16 protein-coding genes are annotated in these 20,959 nt (G+C 54.8%); 13 read left to right on the forward strand and 3 right to left on the reverse strand.

Annotation, left to right across the window (positions count from 1 at the left end; all coding sequences use genetic code 11):
* The first annotated feature begins 59 nt into the window (after positions 1-59).
* The 13 genes from wecC (at position 60) to rfbA (ending at position 17,952) form a co-directional block, all read left to right on the forward strand.
* Positions 60-1,331, forward strand: coding sequence for a UDP-N-acetyl-D-mannosamine dehydrogenase (gene wecC / locus MKY74_RS14470; RefSeq protein WP_076168520.1), 1,272 nt, complete (start codon positions 60-62; stop codon positions 1,329-1,331).
* Positions 1,331-3,334 (forward strand): heparinase II/III family protein, encoded by a 2,004-nt coding sequence (locus tag MKY74_RS14475; protein ID WP_076168517.1) that lies wholly within the window; start codon positions 1,331-1,333, stop codon positions 3,332-3,334. The genes wecC and MKY74_RS14475 overlap by 1 nt, the downstream gene beginning before the upstream one ends.
* A gap of 70 nt (positions 3,335-3,404) precedes the next feature.
* Positions 3,405-4,523: a glycosyltransferase gene (locus MKY74_RS14480; RefSeq protein WP_076168514.1), complete on the forward strand. Its 1,119-nt coding sequence runs from the start codon at positions 3,405-3,407 to the stop codon at positions 4,521-4,523.
* Positions 4,513-5,997, forward strand: coding sequence for a lipopolysaccharide biosynthesis protein (locus MKY74_RS14485; RefSeq protein ID WP_076168511.1), 1,485 nt, complete (start codon positions 4,513-4,515; stop codon positions 5,995-5,997). Before MKY74_RS14480 ends, MKY74_RS14485 begins: the two co-directional genes overlap by 11 nt.
* A complete protein-coding gene (locus MKY74_RS14490) occupies positions 5,994-7,124 on the forward strand; it encodes a GNAT family N-acetyltransferase (RefSeq protein WP_076168508.1) in 1,131 nt (376 codons plus the stop codon). Before MKY74_RS14485 ends, MKY74_RS14490 begins: the two co-directional genes overlap by 4 nt.
* A 51-nt stretch (positions 7,125-7,175) precedes the next feature.
* Positions 7,176-8,297, forward strand: coding sequence for a GNAT family N-acetyltransferase (locus MKY74_RS14495; protein ID WP_076168505.1), 1,122 nt, complete (start codon positions 7,176-7,178; stop codon positions 8,295-8,297).
* Positions 8,298-8,336: 39 nt separating this feature from the next.
* The gene (locus tag MKY74_RS14500; protein WP_244169202.1) at positions 8,337-9,557 is read left to right on the forward strand and encodes a hypothetical protein; all 1,221 of its coding nucleotides are present in this window, start codon (positions 8,337-8,339) and stop codon (positions 9,555-9,557) included.
* Complete coding sequence (locus MKY74_RS14505; RefSeq protein ID WP_076168503.1) at positions 9,554-10,816, forward strand: hypothetical protein; 1,263 nt, start codon at positions 9,554-9,556, stop codon at positions 10,814-10,816. The genes MKY74_RS14500 and MKY74_RS14505 overlap by 4 nt, the downstream gene beginning before the upstream one ends.
* A gap of 1 nt (position 10,817) precedes the next feature.
* Positions 10,818-12,038 carry an O-antigen ligase family protein gene (locus tag MKY74_RS14510; protein WP_076168501.1) on the forward strand — a complete coding sequence of 407 codons (1,221 nt, stop codon included), beginning with the start codon at positions 10,818-10,820 and terminating at the stop codon, positions 12,036-12,038.
* Positions 12,035-13,435, forward strand: coding sequence for a glycosyltransferase (locus MKY74_RS14515; RefSeq protein ID WP_076168498.1), 1,401 nt, complete (start codon positions 12,035-12,037; stop codon positions 13,433-13,435). The genes MKY74_RS14510 and MKY74_RS14515 overlap by 4 nt, the downstream gene beginning before the upstream one ends.
* Positions 13,432-14,661 (forward strand): beta 1-4 rhamnosyltransferase Cps2T, encoded by a 1,230-nt coding sequence (gene cps2T, locus MKY74_RS14520; protein ID WP_076168496.1) that lies wholly within the window; start codon positions 13,432-13,434, stop codon positions 14,659-14,661. The genes MKY74_RS14515 and cps2T overlap by 4 nt, the downstream gene beginning before the upstream one ends.
* A gap of 160 nt (positions 14,662-14,821) precedes the next feature.
* Positions 14,822-17,005 carry a right-handed parallel beta-helix repeat-containing protein gene (locus MKY74_RS14525; protein ID WP_076168494.1) on the forward strand — a complete coding sequence of 728 codons (2,184 nt, stop codon included), beginning with the start codon at positions 14,822-14,824 and terminating at the stop codon, positions 17,003-17,005.
* A 59-nt stretch (positions 17,006-17,064) separates the two neighbouring features.
* Positions 17,065-17,952, forward strand: coding sequence for a glucose-1-phosphate thymidylyltransferase RfbA (rfbA, locus tag MKY74_RS14530; RefSeq protein WP_076168487.1), 888 nt, complete (start codon positions 17,065-17,067; stop codon positions 17,950-17,952).
* Positions 17,953-18,056: 104 nt separating this feature from the next.
* Here the strand turns inward: rfbA and MKY74_RS14535 are convergent, their stop codons facing one another.
* From MKY74_RS14535 to MKY74_RS14545, 3 genes are all read right to left on the reverse strand, one after another.
* Positions 18,057-19,067: an ABC transporter ATP-binding protein gene (locus tag MKY74_RS14535; protein ID WP_076169572.1), complete on the reverse strand. Its 1,011-nt coding sequence runs from the start codon at positions 19,065-19,067 to the stop codon at positions 18,057-18,059.
* Between the two features lie 88 nt (positions 19,068-19,155).
* A complete protein-coding gene (locus MKY74_RS14540; protein WP_076168484.1) occupies positions 19,156-19,956 on the reverse strand; it encodes an ABC transporter permease in 801 nt (266 codons plus the stop codon).
* Positions 19,953-20,729, reverse strand: coding sequence for an ABC transporter permease (locus MKY74_RS14545; protein ID WP_076168481.1), 777 nt, complete (start codon positions 20,727-20,729; stop codon positions 19,953-19,955). The genes MKY74_RS14540 and MKY74_RS14545 overlap by 4 nt, the downstream gene beginning before the upstream one ends.
* Positions 20,730-20,959: the final 230 nt, after the last annotated feature.

Raw genomic sequence — 20,959 nt, forward strand, 5'->3', positions numbered from 1 at the left:
GCCGTATGAGCGGTGAAAGAAAGGTCATTACCATTTGAAATGAAGGCAGGGGCGGACTTATGGTCAAAAAAATTTGCGTCGTGGGGCTGGGTTATATCGGACTGCCGACAGCCAGTCTGCTTGCGATTAAAGGCTTTGAAGTGCATGGCGTGGACACGAACCGGCATGCGGTCGAGCTGATTAACCAGGGCGAGGTTCATATTGTGGAACCGGATTTGGACATTATGGTCAAGGCGGCCATCCAGAGCGGACAGCTGCATGTCTCGGAAGAACCGGAGGAGGCCGATGTATTTATTCTGGCTGTTCCAACCCCTTTCGAGGAGAACCAGAAGCCGGATTTGTCTTACGTCAGACAGGCGGCTGCTTCCGTGGCTCCTTTCCTCCGGCCGGGCAACATCGTTATCCTGGAATCTACGAGTCCGGTGGGGACGACCGAGATGGTTGCGCGCTCGATTTTGGACGCCCGCACGGACCTGACCGTGTCCGGATCACCGCAGCAGGCCGCCCGGCGGATCTATGTCGCCCATTGCCCCGAGAGGGTGATGCCGGGGCAAATCCTCCGCGAGCTCGTGGAAAACGACCGGATTATCGGGGGGATCGATATCGAGTCCACCCAGCGAACCGTGGCCTTTTACAAGCAGTTCGTCAGCGGAAAAATTCTGGAAACCAACGCCAAAACGGCGGAGATGGCCAAGCTGACCGAAAATTCCTTCCGCGATGTCAACATCGCTTTTGCGAACGAGCTGTCTCTCATTTGTGACCAGCTGGACATCAACGTGTGGGAATTGATCCGGCTGGCAAACCACCATCCCAGGGTGAACATTCTTCAGCCGGGACCGGGCGTGGGAGGACACTGCATCGCGGTCGATCCATGGTTTCTCGTCCATGCGGCGCCGGAGCAAGCCAAGCTGATTCATACCGCCAGAATCGTTAACGACTATAAGCCCGGATACGTGGTGAATAAGGTGACGGAGCGGGCCAAACGGTTGAAGTCGCCGGTCATTGCCTGCCTGGGACTTTCTTTTAAGGCGAACATCGACGACCTGAGGGAAAGCCCGGCGCTTGCAATCGTGGAGCATTTGGCGAAGGCCCGGATCGGGGACATTTATGCTGTGGAGCCGCATATCCAGCTTCTGCCGGCCTCGCTTGCGGAAGCCGGGGTTCAGCTGATTGAAACGGTGGAGGCGGTCCGCAAGGCGGATATCGTGCTGCTGCTCGTGAATCACGACGCTTTCTCCCACATGGACCGCAACCTGCTTCAGGAAAAAATCGTGATCGATACAAGGGGCTTCTTCAGCGAATCGCCCCGGGAACGGGTCGGGGTGCATTGATGTCCACGCTGATGATGAAAGTGAAAAAGCTGCGCAGGATGCCGCTGCATGCGGCGGCGGCCAAGGTCGCGGAAAAAGCGCTTGATGAAACGCGCACCGCCTATCTCAGCATCCGGCACAGGCTGGCTCCGGCCGTGCTGAAGCCGAGCCTGTTCAGCGGATTCCGAAGCCGCGGCCGCTTCCTGTTCGATCCGCAGGATAAGGAGCGGTATGCAGAATTGCTGCGCAAAGGGGGCGCCGATACGGAGATTATCCGGCAGGCGGACCGGATCTGCGCCCACGAGTTCGATCTGCTGGGATCGGGTCCCGTGACTCTCGGAGAGCGGCTTCCCTGGCACGAAGACTTCAAGACGGGATTCCGCTGGGAGCCCCGGTATTATAAACGAATTCGAACGGTCGATCTATCGAACCGGGCTGACGTGAAGGTTCCCTGGGAGCTTTCGCGTTTTCAGCATGTCTTTACGCTGGGGAAAGCTTATTGGCTGACAGGCAGAGAGGCGTATGCGCTAGAATTTCAAGCCCAGCTGGATGACTGGATCCATGAGAATCCACCCGAAATGTCGGTAAACTGGACCTGCGCGATGGATGTGGCGATCCGTGCCGTCAACTGGATTGCGGGCATCTATTTTTTCCGGGACAGCCCTTCGCTGCCCGAAGCGTTCTGGGACCGGCTTCATGCGTCGCTGTACAGGCATGGCGGTTTTATTATGGACAATTTGGAAAACACGGGCGAGCATACGGGAAACCACTATTTGTCCAATCTCGCCGGACTGATCGGATTGGGCCTTTATTTTGGGGATATAGAGGTGCGCGGCAAAGGAATAAGCGGCTCAAGCCCCAAAGAGTGGCTCGCTTACGGCATACGGGAAACCGAGCGGGAAATGTTCGTGCAGGTGAACGCGGACGGATCGAACTACGAGGCTTCCACCTCCTATCACCGGCTCGTCGCCGAGCTGTTTGTTCTGCCCGCGGTCTGGTGCCGCAGCAACGGGATAGAATTCACGCCGGATTACATGAAGCGGCTCGAGAAGATGCACGAGTTCATGTTGGACCTCATGAAGCAGGATGGGCGAACGCCGGTCGTCGGCGACGCGGACGACGGACGCGTGATGATCGCGTCCGGTTACGGCCGGTGGGCACCGGCAGATTGCCGCCATATGCTGGCCGTCGCCGGCGAGCTGTTTGACCGCGACGATTTCCGCGCCGCCGGACGCCTGCACCGTGAGGAAGCGATGTGGATTGCCGGGCTGTCCACGCTCCGGCCTTATGCAGCGCCTGAGAGAGCGCCCTCGAGCCGCCCCAGCGCGGCGTATCCGGACGGCGGGTATTATGTGCTGCGCAGCAGCTCGGCGTACTGCCTGGTGCGCTGCGGAGAGCTGTCTTTCCACGGCCATGGGGCCCACAGCCATAACGACCAGCTGAGCTTTGAGCTTCAGGTGTCCGGCCAGGACATCTTTGTCGATCCGGGTGCTTATATTTACTCCGCCGATTACCGGCTGCGCAACCTGTTCCGCAGTACGGGCATGCATAACACCGTTCAAGTGGGCGGGCATGAGCAAAACGATTTTGATGAACACGAGCTGTTTCTGATGCGGGAGCAGACATTCGCGCGCTGTGATGCGTTCAGGGAAGGCTTTTTCGCAGGCAGTCATTCAGGTTATGCCGGCAAGTGCGGCGTCATCCATCGGCGCGTGTTTGATTTTCATGAGGGGGAACTGACGCTGTCCGACCGTCTGGATCCGGTGTCACCAGGAGCGGAAGAGATCCGGGAATTTACAGCTTCATTCATGCTGGCACCGGGTGCCGCTGCAGCCCAAACGGATGGCATCGTCCTCATACGACAAGCCGGAGTAACGATACATATGAGTTTTGAGGGGGCGTCCGCCATCCAGCTGGAAGATTCCTGGGTTTCAGAACGATATGGCGTGCGGCGCGCAAGCCGGTTGATCCGGGTTCGAAGCAGTCGTCCGGAAGGGCTTAGCACCCGCATCCGTTGGAAATAAAATCGCAGCAGATGCACATGTTGACTTCGTAATCAAACGCAGCAGCTCAAGTGAACGAGGTGATCCTTCCATGAAAATCGTATTCATCGGTCCGCTACCGCCTCCGCGCGGCGGCGTATCCGTCCATCTCAGCCGTTTGTCCGCTGTCATGGAGCAGCAGGGCATCGATTATGAGATTTATAACGAAGCCAAAGGCGCGGCCCGCAGCCCGCACGTCCATCCTTTGAACCGATACCGGCGGTTTCTATTCAAGATCCCTTTTCTGAAGGGGGACATTCTTCATTTCCATACGATCGACCCACGGCTACGCAGTCTGCTTGGGCTGTACAAGCGGCTTGGCCAAAAAATCATCCTCACGGTTCACGGCGTCAATCTGGAGGATCAGATCCGGCATGCCGGTCCGCTGAGGCGGCGGATTCTTCTGCGCAGCCTGAAAAGCATCGACCTGATCATATGCGTCAATGAGGACACGACCCGGTTCTTGCGCGAACTGGGATTTCGTCATGACCGGGTCGTAACGATCCCGGCATATATTCACCCGCCGGAACGAGCAGAGGAGGCCAGGGCCATCCCTGCCGAGGTGTACACGTTTTTGGAAGAAGCGGATTTTGCGATTTGTGCGAACGGCTATGTGCGGTTTTACCGCGGTGAGGATTTGTACGGCTTCGATTTGTTGATCCAGCTGATGAAGGAACTGCGCGGACGCGGCAGGCGGATCCGGCTGCTGATTGCGGTCATGGGAGTTTCCGCACAAACCGGGGAGGAACGAAGCCACTACATGAGGCTTGGGCGGGAGCTCGACGCGCACGGCCTCAGCGGCGATGTCATGTTCTATGAAGTGGACGATACGGAGTTCTATCCGATTCTGAAGAAGAGCCACTTATTCATCCGGCCGACGAACACGGACGGTTATGGTATGTCCATTGCGGAGTCGCTGCACGGTCGCATTCCTTGCGCGGCGAGCGACGTATGCAGGCGGCCGGAGGGGACGGTCGTGTTCCGCTCCCGGGACTTGGCGGACCTTACCGCCAAAGTAAGCGACATCATGGACCGCTATCCGCATTACAAGGATCAGCTGCAGAACCTTCAAGTCGGGGACTACGCGGCGGAGCTCATCCAGGTGTATTCCAGCATCGCAGGAAAGGAATCGCCGAGTGGCAAGCCGGCTGTGGAGGTCTATGGAAAATAAAAAAATTCTCTCCAACGGCGTCGCCTATTTCTGCTCCTCTCTGATGACCCAAATGGTGAACCTGATCCTCATCCCGCTGTACACCCGCAACTTAAGCCAGCAGCAGTACGGACAATATGACATCATTCTCAGCATTCAACAGCTGCTGGCGCTCGGGATTACGCTGGGCGTATATTCGGGTATGGTCCGGTTTTACCATGAATACGACAACAAGCTGGAGCTGAGAAATACGGCGGTGAATTTTTCCCTGCTGTGGGGGCTGGCATTTATCCTCGTGACATGGGCCGTAAATCCCTGGATCTATCCCCATGTGTTCGTTCAGCTCTCGGACTCCACCCATCTGTTTATTCCCTATGTCGTGATGAGCTCGGTGCTGGCCTGTCATAACTTGATCTATACCAGCTACTACACGATGCAGTTTAAGGCGCTGCTCGCCAGCAGCATCCAAATCGCAACTGTGGTGTTCACGCTGGTCTACGCGCTGTACTTTTTTCTGGTGCTGAAGATGGGGGTTCTCGGTATTTTGCAGGCCCAGCTCTTCGGCCACTTGACGGTATTCGTCCTGCTTTTTCTCATTCATATCCGGCAGTACCGTTTCAGGCTGAGTATCCGGAAGCTGCGGATGATGCTCGGCTACGGCACGGGTTTGATGATCGGCGACGTCTCCGCATGGGTTCTGTCCCTCAGCGACCGTTTTCTGATCAAGGGCTTTCTGAACCTGTCTTCGGTAGCGGTGTATTCCATCGGATACAAAATCGGCATGCTGATCAATCCGGTGTTCATCAACCCGTTCATGTCCGTATTCACGCCGTTTAAATACGCCATGTACAAGGAAACGGCCGGACCGGAGCAGATCCGTAAAATGTTCAGGCTGTACAACTTCGTAGGCTGGCTGTGCGTGCTCGGGCTCTCGCTGTTTGCCAACATTGCCACGCAGCTGGTCGCCACCGAGGCATACCGGGATGCGAACTACATTATCCCGATCGTGGCGATTTCTTATTTTTTGGCGGGTGCGGCGGATTTCTATGCGCTGGGGCTCCATATCGCCAGAAAAATGAAGCTGTACTCGATCATTATCATTACGGCCGCCCTGATCAACGTCGGCTGCAACCTGGCGCTTATTCCGCTTCTTGGGCTGTACGGATCGGCCATATCCACCGTGATCGCTTATATGGCCTCGAATTATTTGTTTTACCGGTTTGGCACCAAGTATTATTCGATTGGGCTCGGCCTGCTGTTTCCGTACAAGTACTTGTCCGTTACCCTGCCGATTTACGGCATTTATTTCGTCTTGATGCAGGTCATCCATTCCGTGCTGCTGGAGATTCTGTTTAATGGAATTCTCTGCTGCGGGTTCGTTTATTTATGCCTGCTGTGCAAGCTGGTGACCCGGGCGGAGCTGGGCGGGATGATCCGGCAGGTGCTCAAGCAGAAGTCCAATATGTCCATGAAAGGAGTCCAATCCGAGCTATGAATACCCGAATTGTGACCGATATGGAGGGGTTTCAAAGCCTTCAGGAAGACTGGGAGCGGTTGGAGCTTCAGGATCCGGATGCGACCTATTACAGTACGTTTCAGTTCAATTATTTTTGGTGGAAAACCCACTCCAAGGACCCGGGCAAACGGCTTTTTATCGTGTGTTGCCTCCTGGACAACAGGGTTGTGGGGATCGCACCGCTCATGATCCGCCGTGACCGGAGCAAGCTGTTCAGCTGCAGCACGCTTTGCTTTATCGGTCAGGGGGATTATTTCACCTTTTTGCTCGAAAGGGGGAGCGGAAGCGAGATCAAAATTCTGAAGGAGCTGTTCGGCGCTTTTCACGCCCATGACAGCCTCTGGGACAAATTCGAGCTGACCCATCTGACGCAGGAGTCGCAGCTGCTCCACTACCTGCTTCGCCATGAGCAGTATAACGAACATGTGCAGTACCTTACATCCTGTCCGGTGATTCCGATCAGGGAGCATGAGACCTACGAGCGGTTGAGCCAAACGAAGGATTTTATCAAAATGAAAAAGACGCGGGATAAGCTCCGCAAACAGGTGAACTACCGGTTCAAGGTCGTCACCGGTGAGCAGAACGCGGAAATCTACGACCGGGTAGCCCGGGTTCACCGGCTGCTGAAGGAGTACCTGCAGACCGAAAAAGGCAGGTCCGAAAGGCGGAGCCTGTTTGAAAACGAGTACACGGACGAGTTTCTCAGGCGTCTTTTCCGCAATAACGAGCAGGTGGTCGTCTTTATGCTTGAGGATGAAAGCGGGGAGATTATCAACTACAGCATCTGCTATCTTTACAAAGATGTTCTGTACGATTGGAATTCGGGTTACGCCCCCGAATATTCGACTTTTCACGGCCTAGCCAACGTGCTCATGATCGAAACGCTGGAGCATTTGTTCAAGGAGAAGCTCGGCAAGCGGCTCGACTGCGGGGCGGGCAGCTATGCCTGGAAGTTTAAATGGACCAGCCGGTTCAACGTAAACTATACGTTCAAGATGTGGAATCTGCTGAAAGCCAGGGGCCGGTTGTACCGGTTTTTGTCCGGATTCAAAACGATGCTTCAGACCGCTTTCATCATGACCGGAATGATCGAAATCATGCTGTAATGTCTACCGGCAGCCGAGCTGACTCAAGGATAAAGGAGTTTAACTGGAACCATGAGTATAAAAATTGTTACCGATACCGATGGATTCCTTAGCATACAAGAGGATTGGGAGCGCTTGCAGGAGCTGGACGACGAATTGACCTACTACAGCACCTTTCAATATAACTACGCATGGTGGCTGACCTTTGGAGAGGACCGGAACAACAAGCTGTTCATTATTTGCTGCAGCCGGGACAACGAAATGGTCGGCATCGCTCCGCTTGTCATCCGTACGGTGGATAAAAAAATTGTGAAATGCCATGTGCTCGGCTTTATGGGGAAGGGCGATTATTTCAATTTTATCCTCCATTCCCAGAAGGGCAGTCCGGTTGCGATTATCAAGGAAATTTTCAAAGCCATCGAGGACCATTCCGACCTGTGGGACAAAATCGAATTGACGCACCTTGCAACCGACACGTCGCTGCTTCACTTTTTACTGCGCCATGACAGGTACAATCCGAGCATCAAGTACCTCACCTCCTGTCCGAGCATCCGGATCGGCGGATGGGATACCGCAGCCGGGTGGGATACGAGCGGAATCAATGTCAAGGCGAAAAAGAAGCTGAGAAAGCTCCAGCAGGAGACCGATTATCAGTTCAAAATGGTGGACTGCCGGCAAAGCGGTGATATTTATGACCGGATCTCCAATGTTCACAAGCAGGAGAAGGCATATCTGCACGAGCAGAGGGGAAGGATCGACCGCAGAAGCCTGTTTGAAGACCAAAAGAATGAGGAGTTTTACAAGCGGGTATTTATGAACAACGACCAGGTCATTGCGTCCTTCCTCGAGCTTAAGGATTCGAACGTGATGATCGCCTACCAGCTGTTTTTTCTGCACAGGGGAAAGCTGTACGGCTGGAATACCGGGTATTCCCCCGATTATGCGAAATACGGCGTCTTCGACGTGCTGATGCTGGAAACGATCCGCCGGCTGATCGAGCAGGGGCAGGTGACGGACATCGATCTGGGCGCCGGTTCGTACCCGTGGAAGTTCCGGTGGACCAATCAATTTACCGTCATGTATTCGCTGCAAATGTGGAACAATGACCGCCTTCACACGAGGCTGTACCGAATGCTGGTAAAGGGGAAGGGAATCTTGAAGTACCTGAACCGGAAAACCGCTGTGCATTCCTGATGCAGCAGAGTGAAGGAAAGGGATAAGGGGAAAATCATCATGCACTTGGAGAAATGCAAATGGTTTAACGGCGCCGATTCGCCTGTTTTCTTTATGATCGATGATCTGGCCAATACGTGGGTGGACGTCAACCATAACGGAATTCCCGATCTGGAGGAGGATTGGGGATACTGCAAAAATGGTGAAAACTCATCCTTCCGGTACTTGAATGAGCAAATCCTGCGGCATTTTCCGCAGGTCAAGGTCACCTTCTTTGTTCCGGTAGGGGTCCGGGCCGGTATGTCCGATCATCCGGTGTGCAGGCAAACCTCCCGCCCGATCAACGCCGACGAGGAGAGCAGGGCTTTCTTTCGCGGCATTCACCGGCACCCGGGCTATGAACTCGCCTATCATGGTACGACCCATGGCCGGACGGGACCGAATCCGGAGGATTTTATACAGGAATGGGAGCTGTTCGAAAGCGCCGAAGAAGCATTGGAGCGTACCTTGGAAGGGATATCGGTCTATGCCGATGCCGTCGGCGAAAGGCCGAAAGGCGGCAAATACTGCGGGTACGCCGGCAACGATCGCTCGGATGAAAGCATTGATCGGGCGGGGTTCATTTGGTGGTGCAGATACTGGAACCGGGGGGCGGGAGACCCTGCGATGAAACGGATCAGCGGCGGGGATCCAGATCCGCTCACCAACTACGATATTAAACGCTTTGGCGAAGGCGGTGTCATCGACATTCCCTCGACGGTGGACGGAGGGCTGTTGAATGGGATCTACCGGCCGGAAGCTTCCTTGAAGGGGATGGCCAAACGGTTCTTAAAGACGCCGCTTCGCCGCTGGAAGCTCCGTGAGCTGGATTATTTGCTGGAGAACAGGCTGGTCATCGGGATTCAGGAGCATATTTCCCCCGCGCGCGACGACGGGAAGAGGCAGTCCCCCAACATTTTTGACGACTGCGGCAGCCTGCAGGCGATCTTTCGTTATTTGGAAGGGAAAAACGTATGGTACTGCACCGGGTCGGAGCTTGCCGATTACGTGAACCTCCGGGATCACGTGCAGGTCGTGACTTATCCGGGTGAGGAAAGGATGTTTACCCTCGAACACGAATCCAGATACGGAAACGGCGGCATTCTCTCGCTGAAGCTGGACTCGTCCAATCCTGCAAGCATCCTGCTGCCCGACGGCACGGCAGTCCGGGTAACAGCCGGGATTGCGAACCTTCCGGTCATGAAAGGGGAATATTTCATTCGGGAAGGTGAAATCAGATGAAGCAGACAATGATCGTCATCTCGGATTATATCGAAGGCGCGCCGGTGGTCGCATCGGTCCGGTATGCCGGATTGATGAAGCATTTTATGGAACAATACCGCCTGATCGTCGTGAACGACCGGAAATGCGGTCCGGCGCCGAGCCGGTTTGCCGCTGTCAATTACAAATACGATACGCCCAGCAGTACCTTTACGCAGACGATGGTTGGCGGGGAGCCTTCCGGCCGGGGAATCAAGCAGCTTATTGAAGGTGCGCTCAGAAACAAATGGACGATCACGGCATGGAGGAACTATAAATACAGCTCCTATGCTTTCAGGCGCATGAACATCCGCCTCTTCCGCGAGCTGGACGCATGCCTGGAGCAGAACGAGGTATCAGCCGTATTTTTGACAATACCGGATGTGTACGGACTGTATATCATTGACCACATCAAACGCAAATCGCCTGGAATTCCGGTAGTGCTCGAGATCAGGGACATCATCAACCATAACATCGGGGAGGGTCAGCCCCGTCTGGCCTACCGCAGGGCGGAAAGAATGATCCCCCGGCTGGCCGACGCAATTGTGGCCGTGTCGCATGGGATCCGGCAGCATTATGAACTTGGGCAGGAACGGCCGTCTATACGGCTGATCCGCAATGGCTACGACGAGGAACCGTTCCAAAACTGCGTATATCAACGTATTTCCGACAATGTTCGCGAGCTGACCATGGCTCATATTGGCTCCATCTATAAAGGACGAAATATACATGCATTGATCGAGGGGCTGCAGCTGTTTCACGAGAGGACCGGCATACGGATCAAGCTGAAAGTTGCGGGGCTGCTTGACCAGCAGGCGGCCAGGGATCTATCCAATGTGAACATGACAGGTGACGGGGTTACGGTGGAGATCGTAGGAAGCGTCAGGCATGAGGCGGCGGCGTCTCTGCTGAAAGAAGCGGACGTGGCGGTCATTCTTACGCATACCAAGGGCAGCGATTATGCCATCCCGGGCAAAACCTTTGAATATATCGGGGCGTGCAAACCGATCCTGGCCGTTACGGCCGACCGGGAGCTGGTGGAATTGGTCCACGGCCGGTACGGCATCTGCGCGGGCCATCACCGGGACTCCGTGGCCGATGGTTTGGCGGACTTGATCGCCAAGGAGTTCGATTTCTCTTGCCGGTCAGCCTTTTCCCGTACGAACCAGGCGGACCAGCTCCTGGCCATGATCGGGGAGCACATTCGTGGAGCGACGCAAAAAAGAGTAAAGAGGGTATAAAATGGCGCTGATTTTGTCGTGTTCCTACGTGCTGCATGAACTGCTGTCCGCCAATTTGGACCTGTTGTACTTTCTCAGCCTTGTCCTGATTTTCGCGGATATCTATAAAAACAAACGGCTGACGGTCAAAGCACTGGGTTACATCTACCTTGTCGTCCTGTATGCGCTGCTGCAGATCGTGCTGAACGACCAGATCGAGATTCCAAGACTGGTGATTAACGTCGCGAAAATCTTTCTGAACGTCTTTTTATTCATACAAATCAAGGAATCGAACATTCCATTACCGGTATGGAGAAAAATGGCCGTCTATGCCTCCCTGCTTCATGTATTCCTTCTTGCCGTCAGCCTGGCGTTTAAAACGGAATGGCTGTGGAGATTGGACGAAACGGTCAATATTTATCAAAAAACGAGGCTGTCGCTCCTGTACTTCGAACCGAGCGAAGCCTCTTTTCATGCCGCCTTGCTGGTCCTGCTGCTCGTTTTCTTTGCCCTGCGGGAGAAATCAGGGTCCAGGAATCTTCTCCACTTTGCGCTGATCGGCGCGAATCTGGTCATCGTGGTGCTTTCGGCCGGCATGGGAGGGATGTTCAGCCTGTCGCTGGCCTGTGTCGTGATGTACTTATTTTATTTGAAGGAAAACCTCAGCACGGTCCGGGTGCTCGGGCTGATTGCCCTGATCTTTCTGGCGGTTCTTAGTGTGCTGGCGGTCGTGAACAGCAATAACAGCTTCTATCTCCGCTTTAACGATATCGTGAACGGAAATGACGGGTCGGTCGTCTACCGGTTTAACGTCAGCTTTCGCGTCATGAAACAGATGCTGATGGACACTCATTATTTCGGCATTGGTTTCGGCAACCTGAACACGGACACGATCCATAACGCCTATGCCGGCTTCGGGCTGGTGGATGTCATCTCCAACTCCTTCATGTACGCCATGGCCGAGGGAGGATGGCTGATGCTCCTTCTCCTCGCAGTCTTCTTCCTGTCATTGATCCTTCCGGTTCGTCCGGAAGAAAAAATATTGAAATACGCGCTTCTCTTCTTTATTGTCAGCTACCAAATCGCCGGCGGATATTTTACGAACCCGGTCAATTGGATTGTGTATGGCATCATAGCCAATCCCTATTTGCTTCGGCACAGCCGCAGCCCAAATCCTGTTCCCGCTGAGAATCTGCCCGCCGCAGGCGTTCAGAGCACGGGGACCTTGGAGTTGAAGTCATGAAACTGCTGCATGTCACCCTCGGATTGCCCCCATACCGAACAGGCGGACTGACGAAATACAGCGTCGATCTCATGCTGTCCCAGCTGCAGCAGGGGCATGAAGTCAGCCTGCTGTATCCGGGGCGTTATACTTGGTCCAGAAAAATGAAAACAAAGCCAAACCCTCCGTATGAGGGCATCAGCGTATACGAGATCCTCAATCCGCTTCCGGTTCCCCTTCTGGGAGGGATCGGCCGCCCACCCGCATTCTCCCGAGCCGGGGATCCGGAGGTATTCCTTGAGCTGCTCCGGGAAGTACAGCCGGATCTGATCCATTTTCACACTTTGATGGGAATCCATAAAGAACTCTTGGAGGCGGCCAAAGCGCTGGGAATCCGGACGGTATATACGTCGCACGACTACTTCGGCATCTGCCCCAAGGTTAACCTCCTGAATGCGGCAGGAGACCACTGCGACGACTTTGACCAGGGAAAGAGCTGCATTTCCTGCAACCAGCATGCGTATTCGCCGCACATGATCTACATGATGCAGTCCTACAGCTACAGGCGCTTGAAAAACAGCCGGATTTTGCAAAAGGCCCGCAGGGCCGTGAAAAAACGAACTTCCAGCACTTCCAGCCATATGCCTAGGAAAGCGGGGGATTCCAAGCCTATGATTCATCCGGAACGGGCCAACGAATACAAAGAGCTCAGAAGCTATTACTTGGAAATGTATCAAATGATCGACGAATTTCATTTCAACAGCCAGGTGGCCAAGGAGATTTTTACGGCTTACCTGAACGTGAAAGGAAAAGTCCTGTCCATCCGCCACCGGCATATGGCCGACCGGAGAGTCTTAAAATCATTTCCTTCCGCGGATAAACCCCTGCGCATCGCTTATTTGGGTCCGGTTGACCGCTATAAAGGATTTTTCCTGCTGCAGGAGGCGCTGGATCAACTGCCGGATACCCATTCAGGCTATTGGCACCTTCACGTTTACGGAAATGACGGCATCCCGGCATCGGCACCACCTGCCGAACACTGCACCTTTCATGGCCGCTACGAACCGGATGAGCTTGCCGGTATTTTCGCGGAAACCGATCTGCTGATCGTCCCCAGCATATGGAAGGAAACGTTCGGTTTCGTCGGGCTGGAAGGGCTGTCGCACGGGGTACCGGTGCTGGTCTCCAGACAGGCGGGCGTGAAGGATATGATCGCAGACGGAGTCAACGGATGGATTTTTGAGCCTGATCCCGCGGATCTGGCGCACCGTCTTTCACACCTGCTGGCCAATCGGCATTTGCTGGCCGCGGCGAACCGCAGCATCGTGAACAGCGAACTGGACTTGTCCATGCAGCGTCATGCCCAGGATATCTATGAATGGTATCTTCAAATCGGAGAAGAGGTCGTGGTCAAATGAAGCATGTGTTTATCGTTGGCTCGAAAGGAATACCGGCGAAGTACGGCGGGTTTGAGACCTTCGTCGACCAGCTGACCGGAAGAAAGACCGACGGGGATACAACGTATCATGTCGCCTGCCTGTCCGACCGCAAAGCAGAGGAATTTATGTATCAGGATGCGCGCTGCTTTCCGGTGCACACACCGAAGATGGGGAGCGCAAGGGCGGTCGTCTACGATGTGCTCAGCCTGCTGGAGTGCCTGAAATATATTAAAACCCATCGGCTTGAGAACAGCATCGTTTATGTATTGGCCTGCCGGATCGGCCCTGTTTTCTATATTCTAAAAAGGCAGCTCGAAAAGCTGGGGGTTGCTGTGTTCGTCAATCCTGACGGTCATGAATGGAAACGGGGAAAATGGAGCGCACCCGTCAAACGCTACTGGAAGTGGTCCGAGCGGCTGATGGTAAAGCACGCGGACCTTCTCGTTTGCGATTCCCGCGGGATCGAGCAGTACATTCATGACATGTACGCCCGGTATGAGCCGAATACCACCTTTATCGCCTACGGGGCGGACGTGACACCGTCGCCGCTGGACGATGAGGATCACCGGTTTACGGATTGGATGGACCGGTTCGGATTGTCCAAATACGGATATTATTTGGTCATCGGCCGCTTCGTTCCGGAGAACAACTATGAATTGATGATCCGCGAGTTTATGAAGTCGGGCACCGCCAAGGACCTGGTCATTGTGACGGGGGTCCAGCAGCAGCCGTTTTATGAAGAGCTGCGGCAAAGAACGGGTTTCGATTCGGATCCGCGGATCAAATTTGTAGGAACCGTCTACGATCAGCCGCTCTTGAAGAAGATCCGGGAGCAGGCATACGGATACTGCCATGGTCATGAAGTGGGCGGAACGAACCCGTCCCTGTTGGAATCGCTGGCATCGACGAGGCTGAACCTTTTGTTTGACGTCGTATTCAACCGGGAAGTCGGAGGGGAGAGCTGTCACTATTTTTCGAATGAATCCGGTGCCTTGAGCAGGCTGATTGATGAGGCTGAATCGTGGAGTCACGAAGAGCTGGAGGAGCTTGGGGAACGGGCGAAGCACCGGATCCGGAGCTTATATTCGTGGGATCATATCGTGCAATCCTACGAAACGCTGTTTCAAGGGAACGATTATGTGCGGGCGAAGCAGGCGGGCGGAAGCCGGCTGGCGCGCACCAAAGGGACGACAACACCTTTGTGAGGTAAACTGGGCCCATTCGTCAGGGTACAGCACTTGGCTAAATGGAACCTGCGGCAGGTAAAATAGGCAAGCGGCCCTAGGGAAATGTCCAAAGCTAAGCAAGTCTGCCCCGAATACAATAGCATTGGACTTGACATTCGTTGATGGGGAGGTTTTGCCTATGGGTCGTCTTTTCGATAGGCATCGGCATAAGAAGGGGATAGGGCAGGGGGCAAACAGGGGCCGCGCCAAGCCGGGGAAGAAAATCGCTTCCATATCGGCGGCTGAAGCGACCGGCGGGAATCTTCCGCAGAACTCGGTGGGGACGTCCAATCTGGTGGATGGGGCCGTGGTGACGTCCAAAATCGGCGAACACTCGGTCACTGCCGACAAGCTCGGTTTAACCTGGTTGAGCGTCCCTGCCGCTGAAGGCTTCGCTGATGCCCTGAGCCGATTGAAAGCCCAAGGGGGTGGCGTGCTCGTAGTCCCCGCGGGAGATTATCCGATCCCGGCCGATACGGTGGTGGATCCCAGCATTACCCTTCGCTTGATGAACGGGGCCCGGCTGAACATCGCACAAGGAAAAGTGCTGACCATTAACGGCGGCGTGGAGGCCGGATTGTACCCCATCTTTACAGGTTCAGGCATCGTGAAAGGGGCGCTGGCCGAATATTATCCGCAGTGGTTCGGGGCGGCTGCCGACGGGAACGCGGACGATTCAGCCGGCATTCAGGCCGCCGTCAACGCAGCGGACGGTTCGGGGGCGACCGTGGTACTCCCTGCAGGAACGTACAAGGTCAATGAAATCAAGCTTCAGAACCGTATGAAGCTGAGAGGAGAGAAGGGCGCTGTACTGGAGCCGTTTACCGCGGGTCAGGATGCAAAACTGACCGCTTCCGGAGCAGCCGGATTCGAGGTAGCCGACCTTGAAGGGCCCATCAGCTTGAACATCCTATCCTGTTCGGATTTCGTCATCCGGAACCTCCGGGTTCGTCAAAATGTGGAAGGATGGCATATCTACCAGTCCGAAGACGGACAGCTTATGGATAACCGCATCGTGGAGTCCGCCAATAAGGACGAACGATTCATATACCTTAACGATTGTACCCGTATGCTCGTTCAGGGCAACCAGATCCGAAATCAGACTTTGTTCAACGGCGCAGATCCGAACAGCAATACGGGAATCAATATTTCCTCCTCCAGCTACTGCCAAATCGTCAATAACTATGTGGAAAACTGTGGCGGTCAGGGCATCTGCTTCGACACCAATACAGGGATTGCGGACGCTGAGTCCCGGGCCTGCTTCAGCAACATTGCCGCAGGCAATATCGTGATCGGGAACGGGCAGGAAGGGATTACGGCGTTTGCTTCCAAACAATACGAAACCTATGATATAACGGTCGTAAACAATATTTGCATCAATAACCGGTATAACGGGATCGAATTTTGGGGCGTCAGGCAGGGCGTGATCGAGGGGAACAGCATCAGCGCGCCCGCGATGAAGGAGTACAGCTTCGGGGCGATCAACATTTTCGCGACGAAGGACGTCATCATCGACGGCAATTCGATCGAGAATGTGCCTACCTCCGGGATTGCACTGGTCAACGGACCGAAATATGCGGAGTCCCGGTGCCAGAATATCATCATCACGAGCAACCGGATATTGAACTGGAACAACCTTGACCTGAGCCCCGCGACCAATCATGACCAGATCTGCGGGATTAATTTGTTCAATGCCGACTGCTGCCTGATTCAAGGGAATCTGCTGATGGACACGAGACCCGGCCGAAAAAATATCGTAAAAGCCATTTCTGTAGTGGAAGGCCGCCATCTGATCCGGGGCAATATCAATCCCCAAAATTTATTGATTGACGACCATGTGGAAGCCGATTTGGCCTGGGCCGGGCACCAAATTGCCGAACGGACCCCTTTCGTACGGTTTTCGTCTTTGCCGGGCGACGTCAACAACGGTGTCATGACAGGGGTGGACCCCGGAACTGTATGGTATAACCACAGTAAGCGGGCATTGTTTTATAAAGGATACGATAAAACGATGCTGACCCCGCTCGTTCTGGATGAGAAGAGCACCTCCGGGTTCCCGTCCGGAGACTATGCACCGGGATTTTTCAGCTATCAGACCCAAACGGGAAGGCTGTTCTACCGCGGTAAACCGAATAATTCCAACGGTAAGTACGCGGAGGTCGTGCTGAAGGATAAGTTCATCAATTTGAAAAGAAGCACCGAAGTGTCGAAAACCCCGGTAGAAGGCGACACCTACTACGATACCGTTCGGAAAAAGCCGGTCTATTACGACGGCGCAAATTGGAGAGATTTCAGCGGCAATATCGTTAGTGTGAACCCATAATCAAGGGATGTCCTGTGGTGTGCAGATCATATGATGGTAGAGAGAGGGGTTGTTCGCAAGTGAAAGGCATCATTTTGGCAGGGGGCAGCGGCACCAGGTTGTATCCGCTCACCAGAATCATTTCCAAGCAGCTGCTGCCAATTTATGACAAACCGATGATATATTACCCGTTGTCCGTTCTTATGCTTGCGGGAATCCGGGATATTCTGATCATATCGACGCCGCAGGACACTCCCCGGTTTGAAGAGCTGTTCGGCACAGGTGAGCAGCTCGGAATCCGGCTGTCTTATGCGGTGCAGGAACATCCGAACGGGCTTGCGGAGTCGTTCATCATCGGCGAGGAATTCATCGGCGGGGACAGCGTGGCTTTGATTCTGGGAGATAATTTGTTCCACGGCCATGGACTGACGGAAATGCTGCAGACGGCGGTTCAGCGCGAGCAGGGTGCCACGATCTTCGGCTACCATGTACAGGATCCCGGCCGATTCGGCGTGGTGGAGTTCGATGCAGACGGGCGGGCCGTTTCCATTCAAGAGAAGCCGGCAGTGCCGAGGTCCAATTACGCGGTAACCGGACTGTACTTTTATGACCGGAACGTTGTGGATTACGCCAAGCAAATCGTACCTTCGGACAGGGGAGAGCTGGAAATTACCGATATTAACCGGATGTATCTGGAGCGTGGACAGCTGCGTGTGGAAATATTGGGCCGCGGGTTTTCGTGGTTTGATTCGGGAACGCATGAGTCGCTGCTGGAGGCTTCCCAATATATTGAGACGATTGAGAAGAGGCAAAGTCTGAAGGTGGCCTGCCTTGAGGAAATTTCCTATTCCAAAGGATACATCAATCGGGAGCAGCTGACTCTGCTTGCCGAGCGGATGAACAAAAATGCATACGGGGCCTATCTCATGCAGCTTGCCGCCGGTAACGTCCAAGCCATCTATCAGTGATGGATGGGCTGGATACATACCAAAAGCCGGCACCTCTGCGGCAGAGGGCCGGCTGTGAATAAGGAGCAGGCCCAGCAGTTCAGCTTTGCTGTTTCCCTGCTTCCTCAGTAAACTTTATGGATCACATCCTCGAACGCCGGCTCTTCCGTATGGATGTCGGCTGCTTCGCCCCATGCGGACATCTCGCGCAGAATGTCCACCGCACGGATCTGCTGGCGGTTCGCTTCAACCCGGACGTAATCGGGTCCGGTCTCGACGACGCGGAACGCTTCCCCGGTGGGGAGGCGAACTTCCAGCGGGAGCTGGAGGCCCTCTCCTGGCGGTAGCGGGATGGACCAAGCTCCAGCGAAAGTTACCCGGATCGTCGTCGGAAGACCGATTTTCTCCCGAAGTTCATCGATCGTCCCGTCATAGCTGAGCTGCCCGTGGTTGATCACCATGACGCGCTCGCAGAGCTGCTCGATGTCGTCCATGTCATGGGTGGTCAGCAGGATCGTCTTGCCGAACTCGGTATTCAGCGTCTTCAGAAAATCGCGGATGCTGCGTTTGGCGGTGACATCGAGGCCGATCGTCGGCTCATCCATGAACAGGACGTCCGGATCATGCAGCATCGAGGCTGCGATGTCGGCCCGCATCCGCTGTCCTAGGGACAGCTTGCGCACCGGCGTCGTCCAAAATTCCCCCAGGCCGAGCAGCTCGGACAGCTGTCCGAGACGCAGGTCCCGCTCCTTGTCCCCAACTTTGTACATATGGGCCAATATTTCGTATGAGTCTTTGACCGGCAGATCCCACCACAGCTGGCTTCGCTGCCCGAAGACGACGCCAAGGCGGCTGACGACGCGTCGCCTGTGCCGATGCGGATCGACCCCGGCGATGCGGACTTCCCCGGATGACGGATGGAGAATGCCGGTCAGCATTTTGATCGTCGTCGATTTGCCCGCACCGTTCGGCCCGATATAGCCGATAAAATCCCCCTGGTTGATCGTAAAGCTGATATCTTTAACCGCTTCCTTGACGCGGTATTCCCGTGTAAACAAGGTGCGGATGCCCGCGAAGCTCCCCTCCTTGACCACAGGCGTTTTAAACTGCTTGTGCAGCCCCCTGGCTTCAATCATCGGCTGGGGCCGATCCTGATCCGCCGACCGTTCCAACTCCGTTCGTACAGCTGCTTCTGTCATGATTCCCATATCGATCTTCTCCTTTCTAGCTTCCGGTACTTTGGTAACGGGACATGCCGAATGTCCACAATTTCATGCTGGCGAAGAGGCAGACTGCCGCCACCAGGACGATGCCAAGCAGGACCCAGGCGCCCAGCTCCCCGCGCAGAATAAACAGTGAAGGTACATAATTGACAAAACCGACGGGAATGACGACGAGAAGGATGGACCGGAGCCAGACAGGATACAAGACCAGCGGGTAACGGACCGCGGTCTGGGAGGCGTCCTCCGTCAGCGTCTGCAGCTCGTTGATTCGGGTCAGCCAGAACCCGGCAGTAGCGGTGGCGAGACCGATGGAGAACAGGATGGCTGCTCCCGTAAGGATCACCAGAAACGTGAAGGGAACCGCAATCCAGGTAATTTGCCCGGCCTGCATCATCCCGTGCAGCGCCCAGGTCAGAATAAACCCGCCCTGAAGCAGTTCCCCCGGCATCATCCGGAAGTTTTGTGACATCAGGGCAAGCAGAACAGGGACCGGCCGGGTCAGGAGCTGATCCAGGTCGCCTGACGTCAGGTAGTTCTCGAGATGATGAACATCATTGGCAAAGCTGCGGTACAGCGCCTTGGACAGCGTCATGACGGCAAACAGGTAGCCGACTTCATAGAGCGACCAGCCTTTCACCGCGCCGAACTTGTTCAGCACGATGGCAATCATGAGAAACTCGGCGATCTGGATCCCGGCGGCCAGAAACGTCCCCAGCAGAAAGTTCATCTTATACTGCATCCCGCTGCGGACGCTGGACCGGATCAATACGAAATACAGATGAAGCCAATACCGAATGTTCATCCGCCCTGCACCTCCACCTTGCGGCGAACGACCGCCGTTACGCCAAGACAAGCCAGCGTCATCAGTACGCACCATATGAGAGAGCCCAGCAGCCGGGAGGCATCCTCAAACCCGAGGTAAATCCGGGTCGGTACGTACAGCAGGTAAGGATAGGGGGAGATCCAGGAAACCGTTTGCAGCCAGCGCGGCAGCCATTCCACCGGAATGAAGAACCCTGCCAGCAGATTGATCAGGGCATGGTTCATCCAATACAGCCAGCTGGATTCCGTGGTCCACAAGGCCGTAGCCCCGATGATGTAATTCATGCAGATCGATAAATAGGCGGCCGCAGCCAAACCGGCCAGTGCCAGAAGCAGGGTGGTGACTTGCTGCGGAAGCGACAGGGAGAATACGAGGACGTACAGCAGATAGATCGGAACGGACTTGTACACAAACTGGTACGCGATTTGACCCCATTCCCGGCACATCAAATGAACGAACAGATGAACCGGGCGCATCAGATCAAGCGAGATCTGGCCTGTCCTGACCGATTGGGGAATGCCCAGCCCATTGGTCGTAAATCCGGAAATCCACAGCGACGCCTGGGTAAAAGCGATGTAGCCGATCATCCCGTGCACGCCGTATTCGCCGAGCGGCCTGTCCTGGCCGATGCCGATCCAGATGCAGGCATACAGGTAACCGAACAGGGCGCTTGCAACGTTGTGCAGCATATGGGCCCCGCGGTACTGCAGGTTGCGCGCATACGCTTTTGAAGCAAGTGAGAAATAAAGCATTACACACCTCCGATAAGTTTTGTGGCGACGAGAACCGTCAACTTCAGTCAAGGCGGGTGAGTGAGAAGGATTTCCATCATACCAAAAATAGGATGGCGGTACAAGGAAAAGTTTTCGGCCGGAGGCGGATACATCCTTGTCTGCTGCCATGCGCATGCAGCGTCATGACATTCCACTATAACGCTTTCTTGCCGCTTTTACCACGTGATTTCCCACAATTATTTTTGTAA

The sequence above is a fragment of the Paenibacillus sp. FSL R5-0378 genome (genome assembly GCF_038009285.1).
Taxonomy (GTDB): domain Bacteria; phylum Bacillota; class Bacilli; order Paenibacillales; family Paenibacillaceae; genus Paenibacillus_AQ; species Paenibacillus_AQ favisporus.